Genomic DNA, 22579 nt, shown 5'->3' with positions numbered 1-22579 from the left:
CAGTAAATCAACTGACTGAAGACGGGTAGCAAAATGAAAAGGATTGTGGTTCTGGTATCGGGCGAGGGGAGCAATTTACAGGCCCTGATTGATGCCTGCCAGCAGGGACGAATTAACGCAACACTCAGTGCGGTCTTCAGCAATAAAGCAGCTGCATACGGGCTTGAAAGAGCCCGTTTAGCCGGTATTCCCGCGCATGCACTGGATGTTAAGGCTTACCGGGACCGGGCGGAATTTGACGTTGCACTGGCAGATGCCATTGACACTTTCCAGCCTGATCTGGTGGTACTTGCCGGTTATATGCGTATTCTGACCGCTGAATTCGTCCAGCGCTTTGCCGGACGCATGATCAACATCCACCCTTCCCTGCTGCCAAAATATCCGGGTCTGCACACCCACCGTCAGGCCATTGAAAATCAGGATGCGGAACACGGTACGTCCGTGCATTTTGTGACTGAAGAACTCGATGGCGGTCCGGTGATTTTACAGGCCAAAGTCCCGGTGTTTGCTGACGATACAGAAGAAGAGCTGATTGCCCGCATACAAACGCAGGAACACAGCATTTATCCGCTGGTCGTCAGCTGGTTCGTTGACGGACGTTTGTCGCTGCAAAAGGGTCAGGCGCTGCTGGATAACAATCCGCTTTCTGAACGCGGATATGCAGAAGATTAATCTACCACTGCATCATGATTTCACTATAAACCGGCCATGCGCCGGTTTTTTATTTTCCGTCATTTGACATTTGTTTACATTTCGTCCGATATAATGCACATCCCGGCGCACGTTTAAACGTCGTTTGTGCGCCGACCTTCATCGGGAACACGGTTGTTTCCGATTTCATATTTACGAAGGTTACCCTCATAAAACGGCTTTTATAGTTGAGGAACACCCCATGTTTAGCCATAACAGCGTCAGATTACGTCCACTGGAAAAGGACGACCTGTCGTTTGTTCATCGTCTTGATAATAACGCCAGCATCATGCGTTACTGGTTTGAAGAACCTTACGAGGCTTTCGTCGAACTGACCGACTTGTATCACAAGCATATTCACGACCAAAGCGAACGCCGCTTTATTATTGAATACGAAAGCGGACCGGTCGGCCTGGTCGAGCTGGTGGAAATTAATCATATTCACCGCCGCGCGGAATTTCAGATCATCATCGATCCGCAGCATCAGGGCAAAGGCTTTGCCGGTGACGCTGTCCGTCTGGCGATGGATTATGCCTTCTCCGTTCTTAACCTCTACAAACTGTATTTAATCGTGGATAAAGAAAATAAAAAGGCGATCCACATTTACAGCAAATTAGGCTTCGAGCTTGAAGGTGAACTGAAACAGGAATTCTTTGTGAACGGCGAATATCGCAGCGCCATCCGCATGTGTATTTTCCAGCCGCAGTTTCTGGCGAAATACAAAACCAAGCCTGTTCAGGTCAAACCGGAATCCCTGATTGGCGCCAGCGCGGTTTAATTCCATCGCGACATAAATCGGTAAAATAATGACCGGTGAAGGATGCAAATGTCCTTCATCGGTAACACTTTTCTCTCTTTTGACTCCCCGTTAAAGACTCTCCTGAAATCATCCCTTGTTATGTTGGACTTTCCTGTCAATCTTTCGCAATATTGATAGTAGACACTAGGCCCCTCTCACAGATGACTTCCTGCTGCGCTGGCCGCTTAAAAGGCGGGCAACACGAAGAATATGTTGAGCTACATTGCGGTGTTTTCAGGCAAATTTTCCTGTATGGGCCAGGTTGCAAGCTAAATGAACGGAGTGAAAATGGGTCAGGAAAAGCTTTATATCGAGAAAGAACTAAGCTGGCTGTCCTTCAATGAGCGCGTGTTGCAGGAAGCGGCTGACAAAAGCAATCCCCTGATCGAACGGATGCGTTTTTTAGGGATCTACTCCAATAACCTGGATGAGTTTTATAAAGTCCGTTTTGCCGATTTAAAACGACGGATCCTCATCAGTGAAGAACAAGGTTTTCTGGGCGCGTCCCGTCATTTGCTGAAAAAAATTCAGGCGAAGGTGCTGCGCATTGATCAGGAATTCGACAGTCTTTACAACGATTTGCTTCTGGAAATGGCGCGTAATCAGATCTTCCTGATTAACGAACGCCAGGTTTCTGAAAACCAGCAAGCCTGGCTGCGTCAGTACTTCAAACATCAGCTGCGCCAGTACATCACACCGATTCTGATTAACCACGATACCAATCTGGTGCAATTCCTCAAAGACGATTACACCTATCTGGCAGTAGAAATTATCCGTGGCGAAGAGATCCATTATGCGCTGCTGGAAATCCCGTCCGATAAAGTGCCACGTTTCGTTAACCTGCCGCCGGAAGCACCACGCCGTCGTAAGCCGATGATCCTGCTGGATAACATCCTGCGTTATTGTCTGGATGATATTTTCAAAGGCTTCTTCGATTACGATGCACTGAACGCGTACTCCATGAAAATGACCCGTGACGCCGAATATGATCTGGTCACGGAAATGGAATCGAGCCTGCTTGAGCTGATGTCATCAAGCCTGAAACAGCGTCTGACCGCCGAACCGGTACGTTTCGTTTATCAGCGCGATATGCCGGATGAAATGGTCGAACTGCTGCGCGGTAAACTTGGCATCTCCAATTATGATTCGGTGATTGCCGGTGGACGTTATCACAATTTTAAAGATTTCATCGGCTTCCCGAACGTCGGCAAAGCCAATCTGGTCAACCGTCCGCTGCCACGTCTGCGCCATTTGTGGTTCGATAAATTCCGCAACGGCTTTGCAGCGATCCGCGAGCAAGACGTGCTGCTGTATTATCCGTACCACACGTTTGAGCACGTACTGGAACTGTTGCGTCAGGCATCGTTCGATCCGAACGTGCTGTCGATAAAAATCAATATTTACCGCGTGGCGAAAGATTCCCGCATTATCGAATCGATGATCCACGCCGCGCACAACGGTAAGAAAGTCACTGTTGTCGTCGAACTGCAGGCGCGCTTCGATGAAGAAGCCAATATTCACTGGGCGAAACGTCTGACTGAAGCCGGTGTGCACGTTATTTTCTCTGCGCCGGGCCTTAAAATACACGCAAAACTCTTTCTTATTTCCCGACGCGAAGGCGACGAAATTGTCCGCTATGCTCATATCGGGACCGGTAACTTTAACGAGAAAACGGCGCGCCTTTATACCGACTATTCACTGCTCACCGCCGATGCGAGGATCACCAACGAGGTTCGCCGCGTCTTCAACTTTATTGAAAACCCTTACCGCCCGGTGTCGTTCGAGCATCTGATGGTGTCACCGCAAAACTCGCGTGACATGCTTTACCGTTTGATCGACCGTGAAATTGCCAACGTTCAGGCGGGCGGAACAGGCGGAATTACGCTAAAAATCAATAATCTGGTGGATAAAGGGCTGATAGACCGCCTCTACGTCGCGTCTAACGTCGGGGTGAAAATCCGTCTGCTGATCCGCGGGATGTGTTCTCTGGTGCCGAATTTACCCGGCTTTAGCGAAAACATTCAGGTTACCAGCATCATTGACCGCTATCTGGAACACGATCGCGTGTATGTCTTTGAAAATGGCGGCGATTCCAAAGTCTTCCTGTCTTCAGCCGACTGGATGACGCGTAATATTGATTATCGTATTGAAGTGGCCGTCGCCCTGCTCGATCCGCGTTTGAAACAGCGCGTTCTGGATATCCTTGAGCTGCTGTTTAGTGACACAGTAAAAGCCAGAGTGATTGATAAAGAACTGAGCAACCGGTATGTTCCACGCGGAAATCGCCGCAAAGTCCGTGCGCAACTGGCGATTTATGAATATCTGAAAGAGCTGGAACAACAAAGTCAGCAAGCCTGAACCCCTGGAGCGTTACACAACTATGCCCCTTAAAAGCAGCCCACTGAATGCCAAGCCACAGGAAATTGCGGCGATTGATCTCGGGTCGAACAGTTTCCATATGGTCATTGCACGCGTCGTTAACGGCGCGCTGCAGGTCCTGGGACGCCTGAAACAGCGCGTCCATCTGGCCGATGGTCTCGACAGTAAAAATGTGCTCAGTGAAGAAGCCATTCAACGCGGGCTGGATTGCCTGGCTTTATTCGCCGAACGCCTGCAGGGTTTTCCGGAAAATAACGTCACTATCGTCGGTACACATACGCTGCGTCAGGCAGTGAACGCCGAGGAATTTCTCAAGCGTGCCAAAGAAGTCATCCCCTACCCGATTGAAATTATTTCCGGGCAGGAAGAAGCACGACTTATTTTTATGGGTGTTGAACATACGCAGCCTGAAAAAGGCCGCAAGCTGGTGGTCGATATCGGTGGCGGTTCAACAGAACTGGTCATCGGAGAGGACTTCGAGCCGTTGCTGGCCGAAAGCCGCCGTATGGGCTGTGTCAGTTTTGCGCAGATGTTTTTCCCCAATGGCGAAATCAGCCGCAGTAACTTCAAACGTGCCCAGCTCGCTGCTGCGCAAAAGCTGGAAACCCTGGCGTGGCAGTACCGCCTGCAGGGCTGGCAGTATGCTTTGGGTGCCTCCGGCAGTATTAAAGCGGCACACGAAGTGCTGGTCGCGATGGGCGAAAAAGACGGCTTAATTACCCCTGAACGGCTGGAAATGCTGTCCGAAGCGGTACTGAACTTTAAACATTTCAGTGCCCTGGATTTACCAGGCTTATCGGAAGACAGGCAATCGGTGTTCGTGCCGGGGCTTGCCATTCTGCGCGGTGTGTTCGATGCGCTGGCGATCAAAGAGCTGCGTCTTTCTGACGGCGCACTGCGTGAAGGTGTGCTGTATGAAATGGAAGGCCGTTTCCGTCATCAGGATATCCGTACCCGTACTGCCAAAAGTCTGGCTGAGCATTACAACATTGACCGTGAACAGGCGCGCCGTGTGCTGGATACCACAGAGCAATTGTATGCCCAGTGGCTGGCGCAAAATACCAAACTGGTGCAGCCACAGCTGGAATCACTGTTGAAATTCAGCGCCATGTTGCATGAAGTCGGTCTGAGCATTAACCACACCGGCATGCACCGCCATTCCTCGTATATCCTGCAAAATACCAACTTGCCGGGTTTCAACCAGGAACAGCAAACGCTGCTGGCCACACTGGTCCGCTTCCACCGAAAAGCCATCAAGCTGGAAGAACTGCCGCGCCTGAATCTGTTCAAGAAGAAACACTACATTCCGCTGATCCAGCTTCTGCGTCTAGGGGCGTTGCTCAACAATCAGCGTCAGTCAACGACAACGCCTGAATCCCTGCGGTTATCTACCGATGATAATCACTGGACGCTGCGTTTCCCGGCCGGATATCTGGCTCAGAACAACCTGGTTCAGCTGGATTTCGAAAGAGAACAGAGTTACTGGGATGACGTGACAGGCTGGAAACTGATGCTTGAGGAAGAAGACGGTATTGTGAAAAACTAACCGTTTCGCTGCAATAAAAGAGCCCTCTGGCATCTGATGCGCAGAGGGCTTTTTCTTTCCGGACATCGCTCAATGTCAGACGTTCGGGAATTCCAGTAGTTTGTTTAACGGTTGCGGTTTACCCACCAGATAACCCTGCATGTAATCCACACCCAGCTCGTGCAACGCGATTTTCTGTTCTTCAGTTTCCACATACTCCGCCACAATCGACAGATGCTTCATGCGCGCCACCTGACAGATTGACTGCACAATGTAGGCGTCCAGCGAATCAGTGAGCATATTGCGCACGAAGCTGCCGTCAATTTTCAGGATATCGGCCTGAATAGCCTTCAGACGACCGTAACTGGCGTAGCCCGTACCGAAGTCATCAATCGCAATGCGGCAACCGTAGGAACGCAATTCCCGCATCGCCAGGTCGGCATATTTCATGTTCTGCAGCAGATGGGATTCGGTCACTTCCAGCACGATCTGGAACGGTTCTACCTCATATTCCAGCATCAGCGTTTTAAAATCGCGGCTAAAGGTCGGGCGGCACAGCGTCGAGGGCGTGAAATTCACCGCAAAGCGCAGACTCGGCAAACGAACACGGTTCTGATTAATAAACATCAGTGTATGTTTCAGCACCCACATATCCAGCTGATACGACAAACCGAACTCATGCACCACCGGCAGGAATTTATCCGGTGTGATCAGCGTTCCTTCTGCGCTGTCAGACAGACGCAGCAGGATTTCATGATAACTGTCGCCACGTACCCCGAAGATGGGTTGCGCCATCAGCACAAAGCGATCGTCATCCAGTGCCCGCTGAATTTTATGCAGCATGTCGACTTTTTCTCTGATCTCCAGTTGTACCTGACTGTGGTCGTTTTTATTGGATTCCGGCTGCCCGGTGGTCAGGGAAACTTCAGCAATACCGCTCAGTTCGCCCAGCAAAATCGGCAGATGTTCCACTGGCGAATACACGGTACAGTACGATAAGCCTATATTGGGATGCAGCGGCAAGCCGTTCCAGATCAGGCGGAAATCTTCCAGATAGTCATGCAAATTCTGCAATTTTTTATCCGAATCTTCGCAGTTAAGCCGCAAGACCAGATCATAACCCGGTAAATGATAAACCCGCTCACCCGGTTGCAGATAAGGCTTCAGCCCGTGGGCCAGTTGTTGTTTAAACTGGATACGCAACTGCATGCCGTAGTTACGGCTCAGCACGTCCATATCGGAAACACGGATAAAACACAGCATGGAACGCGGATAGCTCGCCAGATCGCGGTTGAAGGCACGCAGGTTTGGCAGACCAAACACCGGATCCTGCAATGCGGCGGCGCTGGATTTTTTCATCAGCAGACGCTGACGTGAGGCGATGGCCGCCATCAGCAACAACGTCATCGTATAGACCAACATCAGGGCGGACACGAACACCAGATTATGAACAAAGCCGTGTTCGGAGATAAACCCCTGATAAAATTCAAATAACACAGTCAGGGTGACGGTCCAGACGATACTGATAAAGTAATAACCGTAGCGCCAGGCTCCAAACAGCAATACCGGAAACAGTAGCGTCAGCGTGTAATCGCTGAGTAAAATCTTCATGAACGGTTCACTCAGCCCCGGCAGGCACAACAACGTGACCATGCCCCCCAGAACCGCAAACCACAGCATAATCTCAGCAAACTTCACGCCTGGTGCCATTTCCTGACGCAACCTCGTGCAGACCACACGTAAATAATGCGGCTTGCGGATAATGCGTATCACCAGATAAATCACATGCGAGTTAAGCAGAATACCAAGGACCATCCCCTGTAAATTGACCAGGGTCCTGAGCGTGAAAAAGTCCCGCGTCGCCATGCCGAGATAATCGGGCAGCAATCCGCTTTCAATCACAATTTGCAGCACGATGACTAAGAATAATGTCAGGAAAATCAGCAACCAGCCTACCCGGGCTTTCGCCAGATTCATCAGACCGAGCGGTGCGGACCAGCGACTTCCCGCCTGCCAGCGATAGCCCAGCCAGGCCAGAGACAGCGCGGCGAAATAAATCACCGTCATCAGCATCCCCATCTCGAAGCCAATCCGCAGGTAATAGCGCAGGAAAAGCGTCAGGACGATGCCCGGCAATGCGGCCCAGTCAAATACCATCAGCAACGCGACGCAGGTCGCCATCGGCATATAAATGAGATAAGTACGGCCATCCGGCAGGGAAATCATCGGAGAAAGCCACGAGGTCACCGGGATCAGCACCAGAGCAAAAATCGCAGGAAGGCCCCACCATTTATGTCGCATGTCTTGCCAGGAAAATTTTTTACGCATCAAGTCCATCTAAGTTTTGCGCATGAACTTCATGCTGCAGTGAAGGGTTCAGGGTGTAATAGACATCAGACAGACAGTCCGATGACGATGGCCACAGGTTCCGTCCTCAATTATCGTTGTAAAAACGTCATCTCACAGAAAAAACGCAGAAGAAAAAAGAATACAGCGGAGGTCGGGATATAAATTTTAAAATATGGCTGGATTCTAATGTGACTTATCTTAAATCCCTTGATGCATATCAATAAACACAATCTTTGTGATTTGACAAAAATTCATCTCAGACAAATTCATCGCGTGATGCATGAAATAAAATTTTTTGGCAATTTCATGCGATCCTTCTTAAGGAGAACGAAAAGTCTTAGGTTTGATGGATTTATACCCCTTTAAACCGCGCGTTTGCCCTTAATCCGATTATCTGGCTGCCTGTTTAGATGTGTTATATATTGTAAACGTTATCATTTGCACACCTTCATTCCTTCACCGGAGCAACGATTTACTTAAGCGATTAAATTATGTCTCGAAAAACCAACATCAGAATGACGAAAATCGTTTTAGCGATAAGCTTCATTATTTTGTTCGGGCGTCTGGTCTACTCCGCTATCGGTGCGTATTCACATCATCAGAATCAAAAACAAACCCGGACCGATACGCAAACTGTGGAGTTACAGGAACAGACTCCGGCAAAAACCTGTACCGGCACGCTGAAAACCTGTCGTTACTCAAAGGACTAAGGATCACAAATGTCTGGTGGAAAACCAAAGAATTACGGCCAGAAACTGGCTGAAAGCCGCAGCAGGATCCTCGATCTCCTTCTGAACACCGATGACCTCGCCGACAGTATTCTGGGCGAGGAACCTGATGTTGATGACGCCACCCGCGCACAACTGATGGACAACACCGCCGAGCTGACCTCGCGGGTACAAAGTCTTCACGCGGCGGACGTTGCGGACGTACTGGAAGCACTGCCGATCCGTGAACGTCTGGCGCTGTGGCGGCTGGTCGAACCCGCTGCACGCGGTAAAGCGCTGGTGGAAGTCTCAGAAACCGTCTGGGACAGTCTGATCGAAGAAATGAGCGATAAGGATTTGCTCAAAACCATGTCACTGCTGGATGTGGACGATCAGGTTTATCTGGCGGAATATCTGCCCCGCGACCTGATTGGCCGCGTACTGACCTCACTGGATCCCCGCCAGCGAGAGAAAGTTCGCGAAGTGATGAAATTCAGCAAAGAATGTGTTGGCCGTATCATGGATTTCGAGTTGCTGACCGTTCGCCCGGATGTCTCACTGGGCACCGTTCAGCGCTTTCTCCGCTCACGTAAGTCAATCCCGCAGGCAACCGATAAAGTCTTTATTACTGACCGGAAAAATACGCTGCTTGGCGAATTGCCGCTGACCACGATTTTATTGAACGCGCCGCATACGCTGGTTTCCGACGTGATGATCACCGATCTCACCAGTTTTGAACCGGAGGACAAAGCCGAAGACGCCGCCAGCGCGTTCGAACGTTATGACCTGATCACCGCAGCCGTCGTGGATAAAAAAGGTAAACTGATGGGCCGCCTGACGGTGGAAGAAATCGTCGATTTCGTCAATAACGACACCGACAGCAACTTACGCCGCATGGGTGGCTTAAGCCCTGAAGAAGACGTTTTCTCGCCGGTAACCAAAGCCGTGCGTAACCGCTGGGCGTGGCTGGCCATCAATCTGTGTACGGCGTTTGTGGCTTCCCGTGTGATCGGCCTGTTTGAACACACGATTTCGCAGCTCGTTGCGCTGGCCGCGCTGATGCCCATTGTCGCCGGTATCGGCGGAAATACCGGCAATCAGACCATCACCATGATTGTCCGAGGGCTGGCGCTGCACCATGTTCAGCTCGGCAATCTGAAATTCCTGATGTTCAGGGAGCTGGGCGTGGCACTGATCAACGGCCTCGTCTGGGGCGGATTAATGGGGATTGTCACCTGGCTGCTCTATGGCAACTGGGAGATGGGCGCGGTGATGACGCTGGCGATGGTGCTAAATTTACTGCTGGCCGCGCTGATGGGTGTCGTCATCCCCCTCACCATGGTACGCCTGGGCCGCGACCCTGCGGTCGGATCCAGTGTGATGATTACCGCGCTGACAGACACTGGCGGATTCTTCATTTTCCTCGGCCTTGCCACCATTTTCCTGCTTTAACGAAATGAATTCCGGCTTTCTGGCCGGAAAATTCGTTATCTATTACAGCGTAATGTAGAATTTATATTAATCATTAGCGCTGATTTTCCGGTACTCATTAACCCCTGCCGCAGTTCGCCCTGCGGTAGTGCATTGATAACATTAATCAATAAGTATCACTGCGACTGCCTGCAACGCTCCGTCAGCCAGAAAAAGGTTTTCACCGTGGAAAATAGCAAGCCGCCCTCAACTGGGGCTAATCGGGCAAACTGGACATCCTGCTTACTTTTAGGCATCTCAACCTGCCTGCTGGCCTTTGCCTGTTTGAGTATCATTCAGAAGTCGTCCAGCCTCGCCGGATTGTGGCTACCGACAGCATTGCTGATCCCTGTTTTATTCCACCATCGCTATCGCGACTGGATCCCGCTGCTGTGCGCCGCCGCACTGGGCATCGCGGCATCACATACGATCCTCGGTACGCCCTTCTTTCGCTATCTGCCTTATCTGCTCAACAACCTTATTGAGGCTTCTCTGTGTGCGGATTTATTGCGCAGAATATTGCCGGCGCAGGATCCGCTTTCGGGGCTGAGTTCCTGGATGAAATTCCTTTTCGTCGCGGTGATCTTCTGCCCGCTGGTCAGCGCGTTAATCATGCTGTTGTTTATTCTGCATGTTCATTCTCCGGCAGAATTACAAAGTCGCTTTACCACCTGGTTTATGTCAGAAGCCGTGGCGATCCTCGCGCTCACGCCGCTGGGGCTTATCTACCATCGCGGCTACCTGGTTAAACTGATCACCTCGCCGCGTCTTTTCGGACTGCTTCTGACGTTGATCCTGACGCTGGCGGCCGGTTTTCTGGCCCTGAAATGGCTGCCTTACACTTTCGCCTTTATCACCATTCCGCTGTTATCGGCCGCCATCCGTTTACCCCGTATGGAATCGTTCATCATTTTCCTCTCGATGACACTGATGATTGCGTTACTGCATACCAGCGGCATTATTTCCGTTCAGCCGCACCTGGCGGATCAGCTCCCTCAGGGATTGATTTTCCTGCCGCTGCTATTGATTCTGATGCCTGCGAATGCCATGGCGATGGCAATGCATGCGTTGCGTACTGAAAAATCTCACATCACGCAAAGTGAAAATCGCTTCCGAAACGCCATGGAATATTCCGCAATTGGCATGACGCTGGTATCACCGGAAGGCAAGCTGCTGCAGGTGAACAAAGCCCTGTGTCATCTGCTGGGTTATGAGGCGGAATATCTGACCACCCTGACGTTCCAGGAAATTACCTATCATGAAGATCTGGGCAAAGACCTGGCGCTGTTGCAGCAATTGCTGAACGATGACATCCAGAGTTACACCCTGGAGAAGCGTTATCTGCGCCGCAGCGGAGAAGTTATCTGGGCATTCCTCGCCGTATCTCTGGTGCGTGATGAACACCATAATCCGATGTATTTCATTTCTCAGATTGAAGATATCAACGAGCTTAAACACACCGAAATGACTAACAAGCGCCTTTCGGAAGCGCTGCATGAAGAAAAAGAGCTGCTGCATATCACGCTGAATTCTATCAATGAAGCGGTGATCTCCACCGACCGGAATATGAATATCACTTTCATGAATCCGGTCGCAGAGAAAATGACTGGCTGGACAGAACAGCAGGCGCAGGGGCAACCGGTAGGCCGCATCGTGCGCATCAGCAAAGGAGCGGGAGGGCCGCTTATCGACGATCTTTTGCAGTTTGATATCAATGAAAATCTGCACTCTTCCGTTGAGCGTTCGCTGGTTCTGCACGGCCATCACACGGCTTTGTTTGATGTTCAGCTGGCAGTGTCACCGCTGCGCACCCTGAAAGACGAACCGATTGGCATTGTGCTGGTGCTACAGGACGTCAGTAAATCCCGCGAACTGATGCGAAAACTCAGTTACAGCGCCTCTCACGATTTACTCACCGGGTTGTCGAATCGTGGCAGTTTCGAATCGAGCCTGAAAAAAGCGCTGAATCTGACTGCAACACAACGTCAGCCTCACGGTCTGGCGTTTATCGATCTGGATCATTTTAAAGCGATTAACGACACCGCAGGACATGCCGCAGGAGATGAACTGCTGCGCCAGATCAGCGCACTGATGCAGGAGAACATCCGCAACAGCGACCGGCTGGCAAGGCTGGGCGGCGATGAATTTGCGCTGATCTTATTTGATTGTCCTCAGGAAGAAGGGCTGGCAACGCTGCAGCATCTGGTGGACAAAATCAACGATTTCAAATTTATCTGGGAAGGAAATGCCTACCGGATCGGAGCCAGCGCAGGAATGACGCAAATAAACGATGCGAACATCACCGGCAGCGAATACATGGCACAGGCGGATATGGCCTGCTACATCGCCAAACACAACGGACGCGGGCGGGTTTATAAATATGAACCGGCGCAAAAAACGGCCACTGCACATACCAGCGGTGCCATCCCCCCTGAAGACCATCAGTCTGGCACAGAAGTGTCACGTTAATCCCCGCCTACGGCGTATCCGGCTGCCACTCATTATTGAACCACAAATGCAGCGTGGCGTAGGTGCGCCAAGGTTTCCAGACTTCGGCATAGCGGGCTATCTTCGCGGGCGTCATGCCCGGAAAACGCTGTTTAATCAGATAGTCACCGCCGAGAAAAATATCAGGCGCAGACCAGGCGCGCATTGCCACATAACTGGCAGTCCAGTTGCCAATCCCCGGCATCGCCTGCAGCTGTTTTATTCCGTCCTGCACATCGGTGATGTCATCCAGCGGCAAGCGCCCCTCATCCACTGCCTGCGCAATATTAATCAGACACGCTGCACGTTTGGCCTGCACACCAATACCCCGTAAATCGTCTACCGTTAACTGCCCGATGGCCGCTGCAGACGGAAACAAATGCGTCAGCGCGGCAAACGGCGTACGCACCGGTTCGCCCCATTTTTCAGTCAGCCGCGTCGCCAGTGTCGCCGCCATTTTCACGCTCACCAGTTGCCCGAGGATCGCGCGCACCATCAGTTCAAAACGGTTGACGCAGCCCGGCAGGCGTAATCCCGGCGCATTGTCAGCCAGTCCCCCCAGACCCTCGGCGATAAGCGTGGGTTGCGCGTCCAGATCCAGCAACCGCCGCACCCGGGCAGCTATGTTCTCCGTGACCGGCGAAAGCGACGCCGACACTTCCAGCTCAACGCCATTTCGCTCAGGCAACGGACGCAACCGCAACCAGCCGGTCAGCCGTTCGCCGTGGTGCATCACCGCCAGCGTACGCTGGTAATATTCGCCATCCTGCTGTTCAACACCCTGCAATGCACGCGCGCCGAGAAATGCCGTCATCCATTGCCAGTCATACGGAGGCTGATAGGTCAGAAACAGGGTTGTCACAGCATGATCCTTATAAAAATGGCCCCCGGTTGGGAGCCATAATTCAGTATTAAGAACAAAAGAATAGACTATTTTCTACGCCAGGTGGTCCCTGCCGCGCCGTCTTCTAACACGATACCCATTTCATTGAGACGATCACGCGCTTTATCCGCCATGCCCCAGTCTTTGCTGGCGCGGGCATCGTTACGCTGTTTAATCAACGCTTCGATTTCAGCCACTTCGTCATCGTTATCCGCCTGAGCACCGGATTTCAGGAACTGCTCCGGATCCTGCTCCAGCAGGCCAAGTACACCTGCCAGTTGCCGCAGTTCCGCTGCCAGACCGTTGGCCGCAGACAGGTCTTCCGTTTTCAGACGGTTGATGTCACGTGCCATATCGAACAACACGGAATAAGCTTCCGGTGTGTTGAAATCATCGTCCATAGCCGCACGGAAGCGCGTAACGAAAGCCTCACCACCGGCTGGCGTTGCAGCGGCGTCAGTGCCGCGCAGTGCGGTGTACAGACGCTCCATTGAGGTACGCGCCAGTTTCAGGTTCTCTTCGCTGTAGTTTAGCTGGCTGCGATAGTGACCCGACATCAGGAAGTAACGCACGCTTTCAGCGTCATAATATTTCAGCACATCGCGCACGGTGAAGAAGTTATCCAGTGATTTGGACATCTTTTCGCGGTCGATCATCACCATGCCGGAGTGCATCCAGGTATTCACATACGGGCCGTCATGGGCACAGCTTGACTGCGCAATTTCGTTCTCGTGGTGCGGGAACATCAGGTCAGAACCGCCACCGTGAATATCGAAATGCGCACCGAGCTGTTTGCAGTTCATCGCAGAACATTCGATATGCCAGCCCGGGCGACCTTCGCCCCACGGAGATGTCCAGCTCGGTTCGCCCGGCTTGGACATTTTCCACAGTACGAAATCCATCGGATTGCGTTTCACGTTGGCTTCGACTTCGACGCGCGCACCCGCCTGTAACTGATCCAGATCCTGACGGGACAACAGTCCGTAATCCGGATCACTTTCCACCCAGAACATCACATCACCGTTCGACGCGACATAGGCGTGGTCACGGTCAATCAGCTTCTGCACGATATCGATAATTTCGTGAATGTGCTGCGTGGCGCGCGGTTCGGAGTCCGGCGGCAGAATGTTCAGTGAAGCAAAATCAGCATGCATCTCGGCGATCATACGGTCGGTCAGCGCCATAAACGTTTCGCCATTTTCAGCGGCACGTTTAATGATTTTATCGTCGATATCGGTGATATTGCGCACGTATTTCAGGTCATAACCGAGGTAACGCAGGTAACGCGACACCACGTCGAAAGACACAAAGGTGCGACCGTGGCCGATATGACACAGGTCGTAAACAGTGATCCCACACACGTACATCCCGACTTTACCGGCATGAATTGGCTTGAATTCCTCTTTTTGGCGACTCAGGGTATTAAAAATCTTCAGCATCAGGCTATTCCGTGTGTTGGGCGTAGAAAATGACGTTGGCGCGTTTAAGCGACACTAACGCGTATAATATAACGAAAATGATTTCACCGAAACGGCATAAGGCCGCCGGACGGGCTTTAGTCGTCACAAAGCCGCTGCTGACGGCAACTTTTGAGTTATGGTATAAGAAAAGGCTATAGTAGCCGCTCTTACTAAGAGCACACATCAACATTAGCAGGATGATAATTATGGTCACTTTCCACACCAACCACGGCGACATCGTCATTAAAACTTTCGCTGACAAAGCGCCAGCCACGGTTGAAAACTTCCTGAACTATTGCCGTAAAGGCTTCTACGACAACACAATTTTCCACCGTGTGATTAACGGTTTCATGATCCAGGGCGGCGGTTTTGAGCCAGGCATGAACCAGAAAAACACCGATGCACCTATCAATAACGAAGCAGACAACGGCCTGAAAAACACCAAAGGCACGCTGGCGATGGCGCGTACCAACGATCCGCATTCCGCCACGGCACAGTTCTTCATCAACGTAACTGACAACGACTTCCTGAACCACAGTGGCAAAAACGCACAGGGTTGGGGCTACTGCGTATTCGCAGAAGTGGTTGAAGGTCAGGACGTGGTTGACGCGATCAAAGCCGTCAAAACCGGCCGCAGCGGTATGCACCAGGACGTTCCAAAAGAAGATGTTGTGATCAAAAGCGTCACAGTCAGCGAATAATCAACGTCGGGATGACCACGTTTTTTATCGCAGATATCCATCTTTGCGCACAGGAACCGGCAATCACTGCCGGTTTTCTGCGTTTTCTACGTGAAGATGCGCCGCAGGCCGACGCCCTGTACATTCTCGGTGACCTGTTCGAAGCCTGGATTGGCGACGATGATCCGCAGCCGCTTCACGCTGAAATCTCGGCGGCCCTAAATCAGTTACACCAGCAAGGTGTGCCCTGCTTCTTCATTCACGGCAACCGCGATTTTCTGCTCGGCAGACGTTTCGCCCGCGACAGCCTGATGACGTTGCTGCCGGAGAAAAAAGTGCTGGAACTGTATGGCCGCCGCGTCCTGATCCTGCACGGTGACACGCTGTGCACCGACGATGTCGCGTATCAGAACTTCCGCAAAAAAGTCCACAATCCGCTGATCCAGAAACTGTTCCTGATGCTGCCGCTGAAATGGCGACTGGGCATTGCTGCCAGAATGCGCGCCAACAGCAAGGCGTCGAATCAGGGCAAATCACTGGAAATTATGGATGTGAACCCGCAGGCGGTTGTCAGCGAAATGCAGATGGCAGGCGTGGAGTGGATGATTCACGGTCACACCCATCGTCCGGCAATTCACGATGTGCCGCTGGAAAATAAAACCGGCCACCGCGTGGTACTCGGCGCATGGCACGAAGAAGGCTCGATGGTGAAAGTCACCGCCGATAACGTGGAGCTGATCAGCTTCCCGTTTTGAGTCACCTCAAAGTTACCCAAAATAATTTGAGTTGCTGGAAGGCGACAAGCTCATGAATCCCTGGGAGCTTAGCTGACTAAGTGACCGGGGTGAATGAGCGCAGTCAACGCATCAGCAGCCCGAAGTATGAAGGGTAACGGGTACGCCTGAATGGAAGCGGAATTGTTCGTCCGGCGTGAGGATCAGTTCCGCTTCAATTCTGCCAAACTCCTCTACCCGCTCACTGATATCCGTTCCGGCATATTGCTCCGCCAGCGCCAGATAATCGGCAAAATGCCGTGATTCTGAACGCAGCAATGAGGTGTAAAAACGCGACAAGGTTTCGTCGAGATGCGGCGCAATTTTGGCAAAACGCTCACAGGATCGCGCTTCTATGTACGCCCCGATAATCAGCCGGTCGACCAGAATATTCAGATCATCGTGATGACGGGTATGTTTGATCATACCGCTGGCGTAGCGCGAGGGGGAAAGCTGGGTATAAGTAATATTGCGCTTTTGCATGATTTCCACCACTTGTTCGAAGTGATGAAGCTCTTCACGCGCCAGACGCGCCGCACAAAACAGCAGCTCGGTGCGATCCAGATATTTGGTCATCAGGCTCATCGCCGTGGCCGCCGCTTTCTTTTCACAGTTAGCGTGGTCGATCAGCATCACCGTCTGATTTTCCAGCGCCACATCCACCCACAGAGCGGGTGTTTCACAGTGAAGAAAATCATAAATCGGTGCCAGTAAAGCCTGCGTCATAAATCAGTTTCCAATGAAGTTTGTCATTAATATATTGGTTTGGATTATACAAATCTGCCGCCAACTTCTCATCAAAAATGCGCCGTTTTCCGGCGACGCAACCGTTTTCCTCCCTCACGGAGCGTGCTATCATTTGCGCCCTCGCAGTTTCTATTTCCGAATCACAGGAGCTTTACAGACATGTCATCCAACGTTACCCCGGCAAAAATCGCCATCGTTATGGGGTCTAAAAGTGACTGGGCGACCATGCAGTTCGCCGCCGACGTCCTCACAACGCTGAATATTCCTTTCCATGTCGATATCGTCTCCGCTCACCGTACGCCGGACAAATTGTTTACTTTCGCTGAGCAGGCTTCCGCTAACGGTTTTGATGTGATCATCGCGGGTGCCGGTGGCGCAGCGCATTTACCGGGCATGCTGGCGGCGAAAACGCTGGTGCCGGTGCTGGGCGTGCCGGTGCAAAGTGCTGCACTCAGTGGCATCGACAGTCTCTATTCCATTGTGCAAATGCCGCGTGGTATTCCGGTCGGTACGCTGGCGATTGGTAAAGCCGGTGCCGCAAACGCCGCATTGCTGGCGGCACAGATTCTGGCGCTGCACGATGCTGAGATTGCTAAAAACCTGGCCGCGTGGCGCACCGCACAAACTGACGAAGTGCTGAATAACCCCGACCCGCGGGAGGAAGCATGAAACCGGTTTGCGTACTCGGAAACGGCCAGTTAGGCCGAATGCTGCGTCAGGCCGGTGAACCGCTGGGCATCGCCGTCTATCCTGTCGGCCTTGATGCTGAACCGGAAGCCGTGCCGTATCAGCAAAGCGTGATCACCGCTGAAATCGAACGCTGGCCGGAAACGGCACTGACCCGCGAACTGGCGACGCACAATGCGTTCGTTAACCGCGACATTTTCCCGCGTCTGGCCGATCGCCTGACGCAAAAACAGTTGCTCGACCAGCTCGGTCTGGCGACTGCGCCGTGGCAATTGCTGGCCGATGCCGCCGAATGGCCGCAGGTATTCTCCCGGCTTGGCCAACTGGCGATTGTGAAACGTCGCGTCGGCGGGTACGACGGCCGGGGTCAGTGGCGTCTGCGTTCTGGTGAAGAAAATACCCTGCCGCAGGATTGCTATGGCGAATGCATCGTTGAGCAGGGTATCAACTTCTCCGGTGAAGTTTCGCTGGTGGGCGCGCGCGGTCACGATGGTAAAACCGTGTTTTATCCGCTGACCCATAACCTGCATCAGGACGGCATTCTGCGCACCAGTGTTGCGCTGCCGCAGCCGGACGTCACCCTGCAACAGCAGGCAGAAAACATGCTGTCAGCGATCATGAACGAACTGAATTATGTCGGCGTGATGGCAATGGAGTGTTTCGTGGTCAGCGAAGGTTTGCTGATCAATGAGCTGGCACCGCGTGTGCATAACAGCGGGCACTGGACACAGAACGGCGCCTCTTACAGTCAGTTTGAAATGCATCTGCGCGCCATCCTTGGTCTGCCGCTGCCGAAACCGGTGGTGAGCACACCGTCAGTGATGGTGAATCTGATTGGCACGGATGTGTCAGAAAAATGGCTGAGCCTGCCGCTGGTCAATCTGCACTGGTACGAGAAAGACGTGCGTCCGGGTCGTAAAGTCGGACACCTGAATCTCAACGACGCCAGCGCCAGCCTGCTGAAAGACAATCTCAACGCACTGGTCCCGATGCTGCCGGAAGAATACGCCAGCGGGATTGAATGGGCGATTGAAAAGCTTTGATTTGATCGGCTCCCTCCCCTGCGAAGGGGAGGGTTGGGGTGGGGTATTAAGGTCAAAATCTCATAGTTAAAGTGTGCTTTGACAAACAGTTAGCCATTAAAACCCCCTCCCTGCCTCCCCCTTCGCAGGGGGAGGAGTTTAGAAACTACGAGTCGTATTGCCGGAACAACGCCCGCCCCCGCAGCAACCGCACACCCAGCCAACCGCCGCAAACCGACAGCAGCACCGCGCTGACCACCGGTACCGCAATCCACATCAGATAATTCGGTTCCCATGGGAAATCGAAAACCTGGCGTTGCAGTAGCCACAATGCAGCTTCCGCGCCGATGGCGGCGGCGATCCCCGCCACCAGCCCGAGCACGGCAAATTCACACCACAATGTCCGGTGCAGCATTTTTTTGCTGGCACCCAGCGTGCGGTAAACAATCAGCTCCTGACGGCGCTGACGCATGCCAACCTGAATCTGCGCCAGCAGCAGCAATCCGCCGCACAGCATCACCAGGATCACCATCACTTCCAGCGCCCTGCTCACCTGCTGTAATACCTGGCCGACCTGACGCAGGATCGAGCCGATATCCAGCAAACTCAGCGTCGGGAACTGACGGTTAAGCTGCGTGATGGTGCTGACATCACCGTGATAACGGAAACTGGTCAGCCAGCTTTGCGGTTGTGCATCCAGCGCACCCGGCGGGAAGATGAAGTAGAAATTCGGCTTCAGGCTGTCCCAGTCCACTTTACGCAGGCTGGTGATTTTGGCGCTGAATTCCTGCGTATCACCGCTGAACGTGACGGTATCGCCCAGCTTCAGTCCCAGACGCCCCGCCAGCCCTTCATCTACCGACACTTCACCGGCTTTCGGCGGTCCGTTGCCTGCAACCAGCGGATTGTGATCCGGCAGTCCCTGCATCCAGGTCAGATTCAGTTCACGGTTGACCGCCTCTCCCCCTGCGTCATCCGGTTTGATGATATCAGTGGCAACTTTGTCGTTAATCTTCGTCAGACGTACCCGCACAATCGGGTAGAAGGTTTCCGGTTGCGCGTTATGCTGATGCAGGAAATCCGTCACCTGCGGGATTTGGTCTTTGGTGATATTAAGCAGGAAGTAATTCGGGCTGTCCGGCGGCAGTTGTTGCTCCCAGCGATCCAGTAAATCCCCGCGCATCACCAGCAGCAACGCCAGCAACATAAATGACATCGAGAATGCCGCCAGTTGGCTGAGCGTCACCCACGGCTGACGCAGCAGACGGTTGACCGCCAGACGCAGCGGTAACTGACGGAATGTCAGCTTGCGTAACAGCAGCAGCGCCCCCCAGCCAATCAGACCAAGCAGCAGCGAAAGTACCAGTACGCCCGCCAGCAATGACCAGAGCAGCGAACTGCCGCCCATCAGCGCCGCCAGCAAACCCACCACTACCACAACCATCACCGGCAGGAAATAACGCAGCGGCCAGACATTTGCCACCACATCATGGCGCAGCACCCGCAGTGGCTGGGTCGCAAGCAACTGGCGATACGGACGAATGCCGATCAACAGCGAGATCACCACCATCGCGCCCATCGACCACACCCACGGCCAGCCACCGGCAGGCGGTAATTCTGCAGGCAAAACCGGCGCCAGCACTTTCATCAGGATGGCTTCAAATGCCAGACCAACCACGCTGCCGCACAACCCCGCCAGCGCCAGCACCGCCAGCCACTGACCGATAATCAGTTTTTGCAGCGCCTTTTTCCCGGCACCCAGCGTTTTCAGGACCGCAACCAGATCATAACGGCTGCGGCAGTAATGCCCCATCGACACGGCAATCGCGGCGATTGACAGCATCAGGGTCAGCAGTGCCGACAGCGTGAGGAATTGCTGAGAGCGCTGTAATGATTTGCCCAGCGCCCCGTCGGAATCCTCCATCCCGCTCCAGCGTTGTTCAGGCTTAAGCAGCCCTTTTATCGCTTCGCCGTAACTTTGAATCGCTTGCGGCGAACCGGCAAACATATAGCGATAGGTCAGACGACTGCCCGGCTGAACAGCCCCGGTTTTCGGCACGTCTTCCAGATTCATGATCACCCGGGGCGCAGTCTGGAACGGGTTAAAGCCCGAATCCGGTTCCTGAACAATCACACCGGCAATTTTCAGCGTGGTATCTCCGACATCCAGATTGTCGCCGACTTTTACGTTCAGCAGTGCCAGCAGGCGCGGCGCGACCAGCACCGTTCCCGGTTCAGGTTTCAGTCCTGCCGGTTCGGTTTGTAACGCGCCATACAGCGGATATGCCAGATCGGTGGCTTTCACCGCCGCCAGTTGCGGCGTTTCGCCGGCAAACGTCATGGTCATAAAAGAGAGCTGACGGCTGACTTTCAGCCCCTGCGACTGTGCATCCTGCAACCAGGCTTCCGTAATCGGATGCGCGGAACGCAGGACGCGATCCCCGGCGATAAACTCACGGCTTTGCTGACTCAGCCCTTTGTCCATGCGGTCGCTGATACTGCCAAGCGCCAGCACACAGGCCACTGCCAGGGTCAGCGCCAGCCAGACGATCAGCAGCGAAGGCGAACGCCATTCCCGCCAGAACCAGCGCCAGATCATGCTTCCTCCCATAATTTCCCGTCACGCAGACGCAACCGCCGCTGACAGCGCGCCGCCAGCTGTTCGTCATGGGTGACCAGAATCAGCGTCGTTGCCGCATCGCGGTTCAGTGAAAACAGCAAATCGACAATACGCTCGCCGGTCACGCGATCCAGATTGCCGGTCGGCTCATCGGCAAACAATAATTTCGGCTTGCCGATGAATGCCCGCGCCAGCGCCACACGCTGTTGTTCGCCGCCGGAAAGCTGCGCCGGAAGATGATGCAGACGCCCGCCCAGCCCGAGACTTTCCAGTAACTGCACGGCCTGCTGACGACTGCTGCTGTCGCTTTCACCGCGCAACAACGCAGGAAGCTGGACGTTTTCCAGTGCGTTGAGTGTCGGCACCAGCATGAAAGACTGGAACACGAAACCGACATTTTTTGCCCGTAGCGCCGCGCGCCCTTCCTCATTGAGTTCGCTGAGGGATTTGCCCAGTAATTTCACATCACCCTGGGTGCCATCATCCAGCCCGGCAAGAATGCCCAGCAAGGTGGATTTACCGGAACCGGATTCGCCAATCAGGGCAATTGTCTGGGCAGGTTTGACAACCAGCTCCACACCGGACAGGATGGTGAGCTGACCTTCACCCTGACCGACGTGCTTACTTAGATGATGAACTTCAAGAACATTTTCCGCTGGCATCTCCCCTTCCTTATGTTGTTAGGATTATTGAGTTTTCGCGCCGTTGCTGCTGATAACTTGCTGATTATTGGCGACAGTTTGAGTGCAGTCTATCGCCTTCCGGTAGCCGAATCCTGGCCGACATTACTGAATAACACATGGCAAAAAGAAGGTGGTAAGCCCACCATAATTAACGCCAGTATCAGCGGCGATACCGCTGAACAAGGGCTGGCACGCCTGCCATCCTTGCTGCAACAACATCACCCCCGCTGGGTGCTGATTGAACTGGGCGCCAACGACGGATTGCGGGGTTTCCCGCCACAAACCCTTTCCCGGACGCTGCAACAGGTGATTGAACAGGTAAAACAGAGCAATGCCCAACCGTTGCTGATGCAAATCCGTCTGCCACCCAATTATGGCCGCCGCTACGGCGACGCGTTCTACGCCATTTATCCGGCGCTGGCAAAGCAGGAAAACATCCCGCTGGTGCCGTTCTTTATGGAGCAGGTCGCCGTGAAACCTGAATGGATGCAGGACGACGGTTTACATCCTGCGCTGGCAGCACAATCGTTTATTGCCGGATGGATGTCAGAAAAACTCACGCCGCTGCTGACGCATTAGGGTTAAAATACGACGAATAAAAATAATACCGGGACGTGA

18 protein-coding genes are annotated in these 22579 nt (G+C 53.1%); 12 read left to right on the top strand and 6 right to left on the bottom strand.

The window, feature by feature from the left end:
- Positions 1–33: 33 nt before the first annotated feature.
- From purN to ppx, 4 genes are all read left to right on the top strand, one after another.
- Positions 34–672, top strand: coding sequence for a phosphoribosylglycinamide formyltransferase (gene purN / locus ABIC79_RS11790; protein ID WP_013576563.1), 639 nt, complete (start codon positions 34–36; stop codon positions 670–672).
- Positions 673–892: 220 nt separating this feature from the next.
- Positions 893–1468 carry a spermidine N1-acetyltransferase gene (gene speG, locus ABIC79_RS11785; RefSeq protein WP_013576564.1) on the top strand — a complete coding sequence of 192 codons (576 nt, stop codon included), beginning with the start codon at positions 893–895 and terminating at the stop codon, positions 1466–1468.
- 309 nt (positions 1469–1777) lie between these two features.
- Positions 1778–3847: a polyphosphate kinase 1 gene (gene ppk1, locus ABIC79_RS11780; RefSeq protein ID WP_013576566.1), complete on the top strand. Its 2070-nt coding sequence runs from the start codon at positions 1778–1780 to the stop codon at positions 3845–3847.
- 22 nt (positions 3848–3869) lie between these two features.
- Complete coding sequence (ppx, locus tag ABIC79_RS11775) at positions 3870–5414, top strand: exopolyphosphatase (protein WP_013576567.1); 1545 nt, start codon at positions 3870–3872, stop codon at positions 5412–5414.
- Between the two features lie 75 nt (positions 5415–5489).
- Here the strand turns inward: ppx and ABIC79_RS11770 are convergent, their stop codons facing one another.
- Entirely contained in the window at positions 5490–7694 is a 2205-nt protein-coding gene (locus ABIC79_RS11770; RefSeq protein ID WP_354567205.1) for a sensor domain-containing phosphodiesterase, read from the bottom strand.
- A 539-nt stretch (positions 7695–8233) separates the two neighbouring features.
- On the opposite strand from ABIC79_RS11770, the gene ABIC79_RS11765 reads away from it, so the two are divergent.
- From ABIC79_RS11765 to ABIC79_RS11755, 3 genes are all read left to right on the top strand, one after another.
- Positions 8234–8452 carry a YfgG family protein gene (locus tag ABIC79_RS11765; RefSeq protein WP_013576570.1) on the top strand — a complete coding sequence of 73 codons (219 nt, stop codon included), beginning with the start codon at positions 8234–8236 and terminating at the stop codon, positions 8450–8452.
- A gap of 9 nt (positions 8453–8461) precedes the next feature.
- Positions 8462–9901 carry a magnesium transporter gene (gene mgtE / locus ABIC79_RS11760; RefSeq protein WP_037036915.1) on the top strand — a complete coding sequence of 480 codons (1440 nt, stop codon included), beginning with the start codon at positions 8462–8464 and terminating at the stop codon, positions 9899–9901.
- Between the two features lie 204 nt (positions 9902–10105).
- The gene (locus ABIC79_RS11755) at positions 10106–12388 is read left to right on the top strand and encodes a diguanylate cyclase domain-containing protein (protein WP_013576572.1); all 2283 of its coding nucleotides are present in this window, start codon (positions 10106–10108) and stop codon (positions 12386–12388) included.
- A 7-nt stretch (positions 12389–12395) separates the two neighbouring features.
- On the opposite strand, the gene alkA is transcribed toward ABIC79_RS11755, so the two are convergent.
- Complete coding sequence (alkA, locus tag ABIC79_RS11750) at positions 12396–13268, bottom strand: DNA-3-methyladenine glycosylase 2 (protein WP_217244363.1); 873 nt, start codon at positions 13266–13268, stop codon at positions 12396–12398.
- A gap of 68 nt (positions 13269–13336) precedes the next feature.
- A complete protein-coding gene (cysS, locus tag ABIC79_RS11745) occupies positions 13337–14728 on the bottom strand; it encodes a cysteine--tRNA ligase (protein WP_013576574.1) in 1392 nt (463 codons plus the stop codon).
- 227 nt (positions 14729–14955) lie between these two features.
- Between cysS and ppiB the strand changes: the two genes are divergently transcribed.
- Both ppiB and lpxH read left to right on the top strand, forming a co-directional pair.
- Positions 14956–15450, top strand: a complete 495-nt coding sequence (gene ppiB / locus ABIC79_RS11740) for a peptidylprolyl isomerase B (RefSeq protein WP_013576575.1) — start codon at positions 14956–14958, stop codon at positions 15448–15450.
- Between the two features lie 11 nt (positions 15451–15461).
- Complete coding sequence (gene lpxH, locus ABIC79_RS11735; RefSeq protein ID WP_119261874.1) at positions 15462–16184, top strand: UDP-2,3-diacylglucosamine diphosphatase; 723 nt, start codon at positions 15462–15464, stop codon at positions 16182–16184.
- A gap of 111 nt (positions 16185–16295) precedes the next feature.
- On the opposite strand, the gene ABIC79_RS11730 is transcribed toward lpxH, so the two are convergent.
- The gene (locus ABIC79_RS11730) at positions 16296–16928 is read right to left on the bottom strand and encodes a MiaE family protein (RefSeq protein ID WP_013576577.1); all 633 of its coding nucleotides are present in this window, start codon (positions 16926–16928) and stop codon (positions 16296–16298) included.
- 180 nt (positions 16929–17108) lie between these two features.
- On the opposite strand from ABIC79_RS11730, the gene purE reads away from it, so the two are divergent.
- Positions 17109–17618: a 5-(carboxyamino)imidazole ribonucleotide mutase gene (gene purE / locus ABIC79_RS11725; RefSeq protein ID WP_013576579.1), complete on the top strand. Its 510-nt coding sequence runs from the start codon at positions 17109–17111 to the stop codon at positions 17616–17618.
- Positions 17615–18679, top strand: coding sequence for a 5-(carboxyamino)imidazole ribonucleotide synthase (gene purK, locus ABIC79_RS11720; RefSeq protein WP_354567201.1), 1065 nt, complete (start codon positions 17615–17617; stop codon positions 18677–18679). Before purE ends, purK begins: the two co-directional genes overlap by 4 nt.
- 145 nt (positions 18680–18824) lie before the next feature.
- Here the strand turns inward: purK and ybbP are convergent, their stop codons facing one another.
- Together ybbP and ybbA are read right to left on the bottom strand one after the other, a co-directional pair.
- Positions 18825–21257, bottom strand: a complete 2433-nt coding sequence (gene ybbP, locus ABIC79_RS11715; RefSeq protein WP_354567413.1) for a putative ABC transporter permease subunit YbbP — start codon at positions 21255–21257, stop codon at positions 18825–18827.
- Entirely contained in the window at positions 21254–21940 is a 687-nt protein-coding gene (ybbA, locus tag ABIC79_RS11710) for a putative ABC transporter ATP-binding protein YbbA (protein WP_013576582.1), read from the bottom strand. Before ybbA ends, ybbP begins: the two co-directional genes overlap by 4 nt.
- On the opposite strand from ybbA, the gene tesA reads away from it, so the two are divergent.
- Positions 21911–22540: a multifunctional acyl-CoA thioesterase I/protease I/lysophospholipase L1 gene (tesA, locus tag ABIC79_RS11705; protein WP_015690300.1), complete on the top strand. Its 630-nt coding sequence runs from the start codon at positions 21911–21913 to the stop codon at positions 22538–22540. The genes ybbA and tesA overlap by 30 nt on opposite strands.
- Positions 22541–22579 lie beyond the last annotated feature (39 nt).

Origin of the sequence: Rahnella sp. 2050 (genome assembly GCF_040544515.1) — a bacterium.
GTDB classification, from domain to species: Bacteria; Pseudomonadota; Gammaproteobacteria; order Enterobacterales; family Enterobacteriaceae; genus Rahnella; species Rahnella aceris.
The sequence above is the reverse complement of the archived record's forward strand: the minus strand, read 5'-3'. Positions and strand labels throughout refer to the sequence as shown.

What these genes read in the sequence shown, in the direction of transcription:
- ppiB (WP_013576575.1), top strand. Translation starts at nt 14,956, where the DNA reads ATGGTCACTTTCCACACCAACCACGGCGACATCGTCATTAAAACTTTC.
- ppk1 (WP_013576566.1), top strand. Translation starts at nt 1,778, where the DNA reads ATGGGTCAGGAAAAGCTTTATATCGAGAAAGAACTAAGCTGGCTGTCC.
- ybbP (WP_354567413.1), bottom strand. Translation starts at nt 21,257, where the DNA reads ATGATCTGGCGCTGGTTCTGGCGGGAATGGCGTTCGCCTTCGCTGCTG.
- lpxH (WP_119261874.1), top strand. Translation starts at nt 15,462, where the DNA reads ATGACCACGTTTTTTATCGCAGATATCCATCTTTGCGCACAGGAACCG.
- purN (WP_013576563.1), top strand. Translation starts at nt 34, where the DNA reads ATGAAAAGGATTGTGGTTCTGGTATCGGGCGAGGGGAGCAATTTACAG.
- tesA (WP_015690300.1), top strand. Translation starts at nt 21,911, where the DNA reads ATGAACTTCAAGAACATTTTCCGCTGGCATCTCCCCTTCCTTATGTTG.
- ybbA (WP_013576582.1), bottom strand. Translation starts at nt 21,940, where the DNA reads ATGCCAGCGGAAAATGTTCTTGAAGTTCATCATCTAAGTAAGCACGTC.
- speG (WP_013576564.1), top strand. Translation starts at nt 893, where the DNA reads ATGTTTAGCCATAACAGCGTCAGATTACGTCCACTGGAAAAGGACGAC.
- ABIC79_RS11765 (WP_013576570.1), top strand. Translation starts at nt 8,234, where the DNA reads ATGTCTCGAAAAACCAACATCAGAATGACGAAAATCGTTTTAGCGATA.
- ABIC79_RS11730 (WP_013576577.1), bottom strand. Translation starts at nt 16,928, where the DNA reads ATGACGCAGGCTTTACTGGCACCGATTTATGATTTTCTTCACTGTGAA.
- cysS (WP_013576574.1), bottom strand. Translation starts at nt 14,728, where the DNA reads ATGCTGAAGATTTTTAATACCCTGAGTCGCCAAAAAGAGGAATTCAAG.
- ABIC79_RS11770 (WP_354567205.1), bottom strand. Translation starts at nt 7,694, where the DNA reads ATGCGACATAAATGGTGGGGCCTTCCTGCGATTTTTGCTCTGGTGCTG.
- purE (WP_013576579.1), top strand. Translation starts at nt 17,109, where the DNA reads ATGTCATCCAACGTTACCCCGGCAAAAATCGCCATCGTTATGGGGTCT.
- ppx (WP_013576567.1), top strand. Translation starts at nt 3,870, where the DNA reads ATGCCCCTTAAAAGCAGCCCACTGAATGCCAAGCCACAGGAAATTGCG.
- purK (WP_354567201.1), top strand. Translation starts at nt 17,615, where the DNA reads ATGAAACCGGTTTGCGTACTCGGAAACGGCCAGTTAGGCCGAATGCTG.
- mgtE (WP_037036915.1), top strand. Translation starts at nt 8,462, where the DNA reads ATGTCTGGTGGAAAACCAAAGAATTACGGCCAGAAACTGGCTGAAAGC.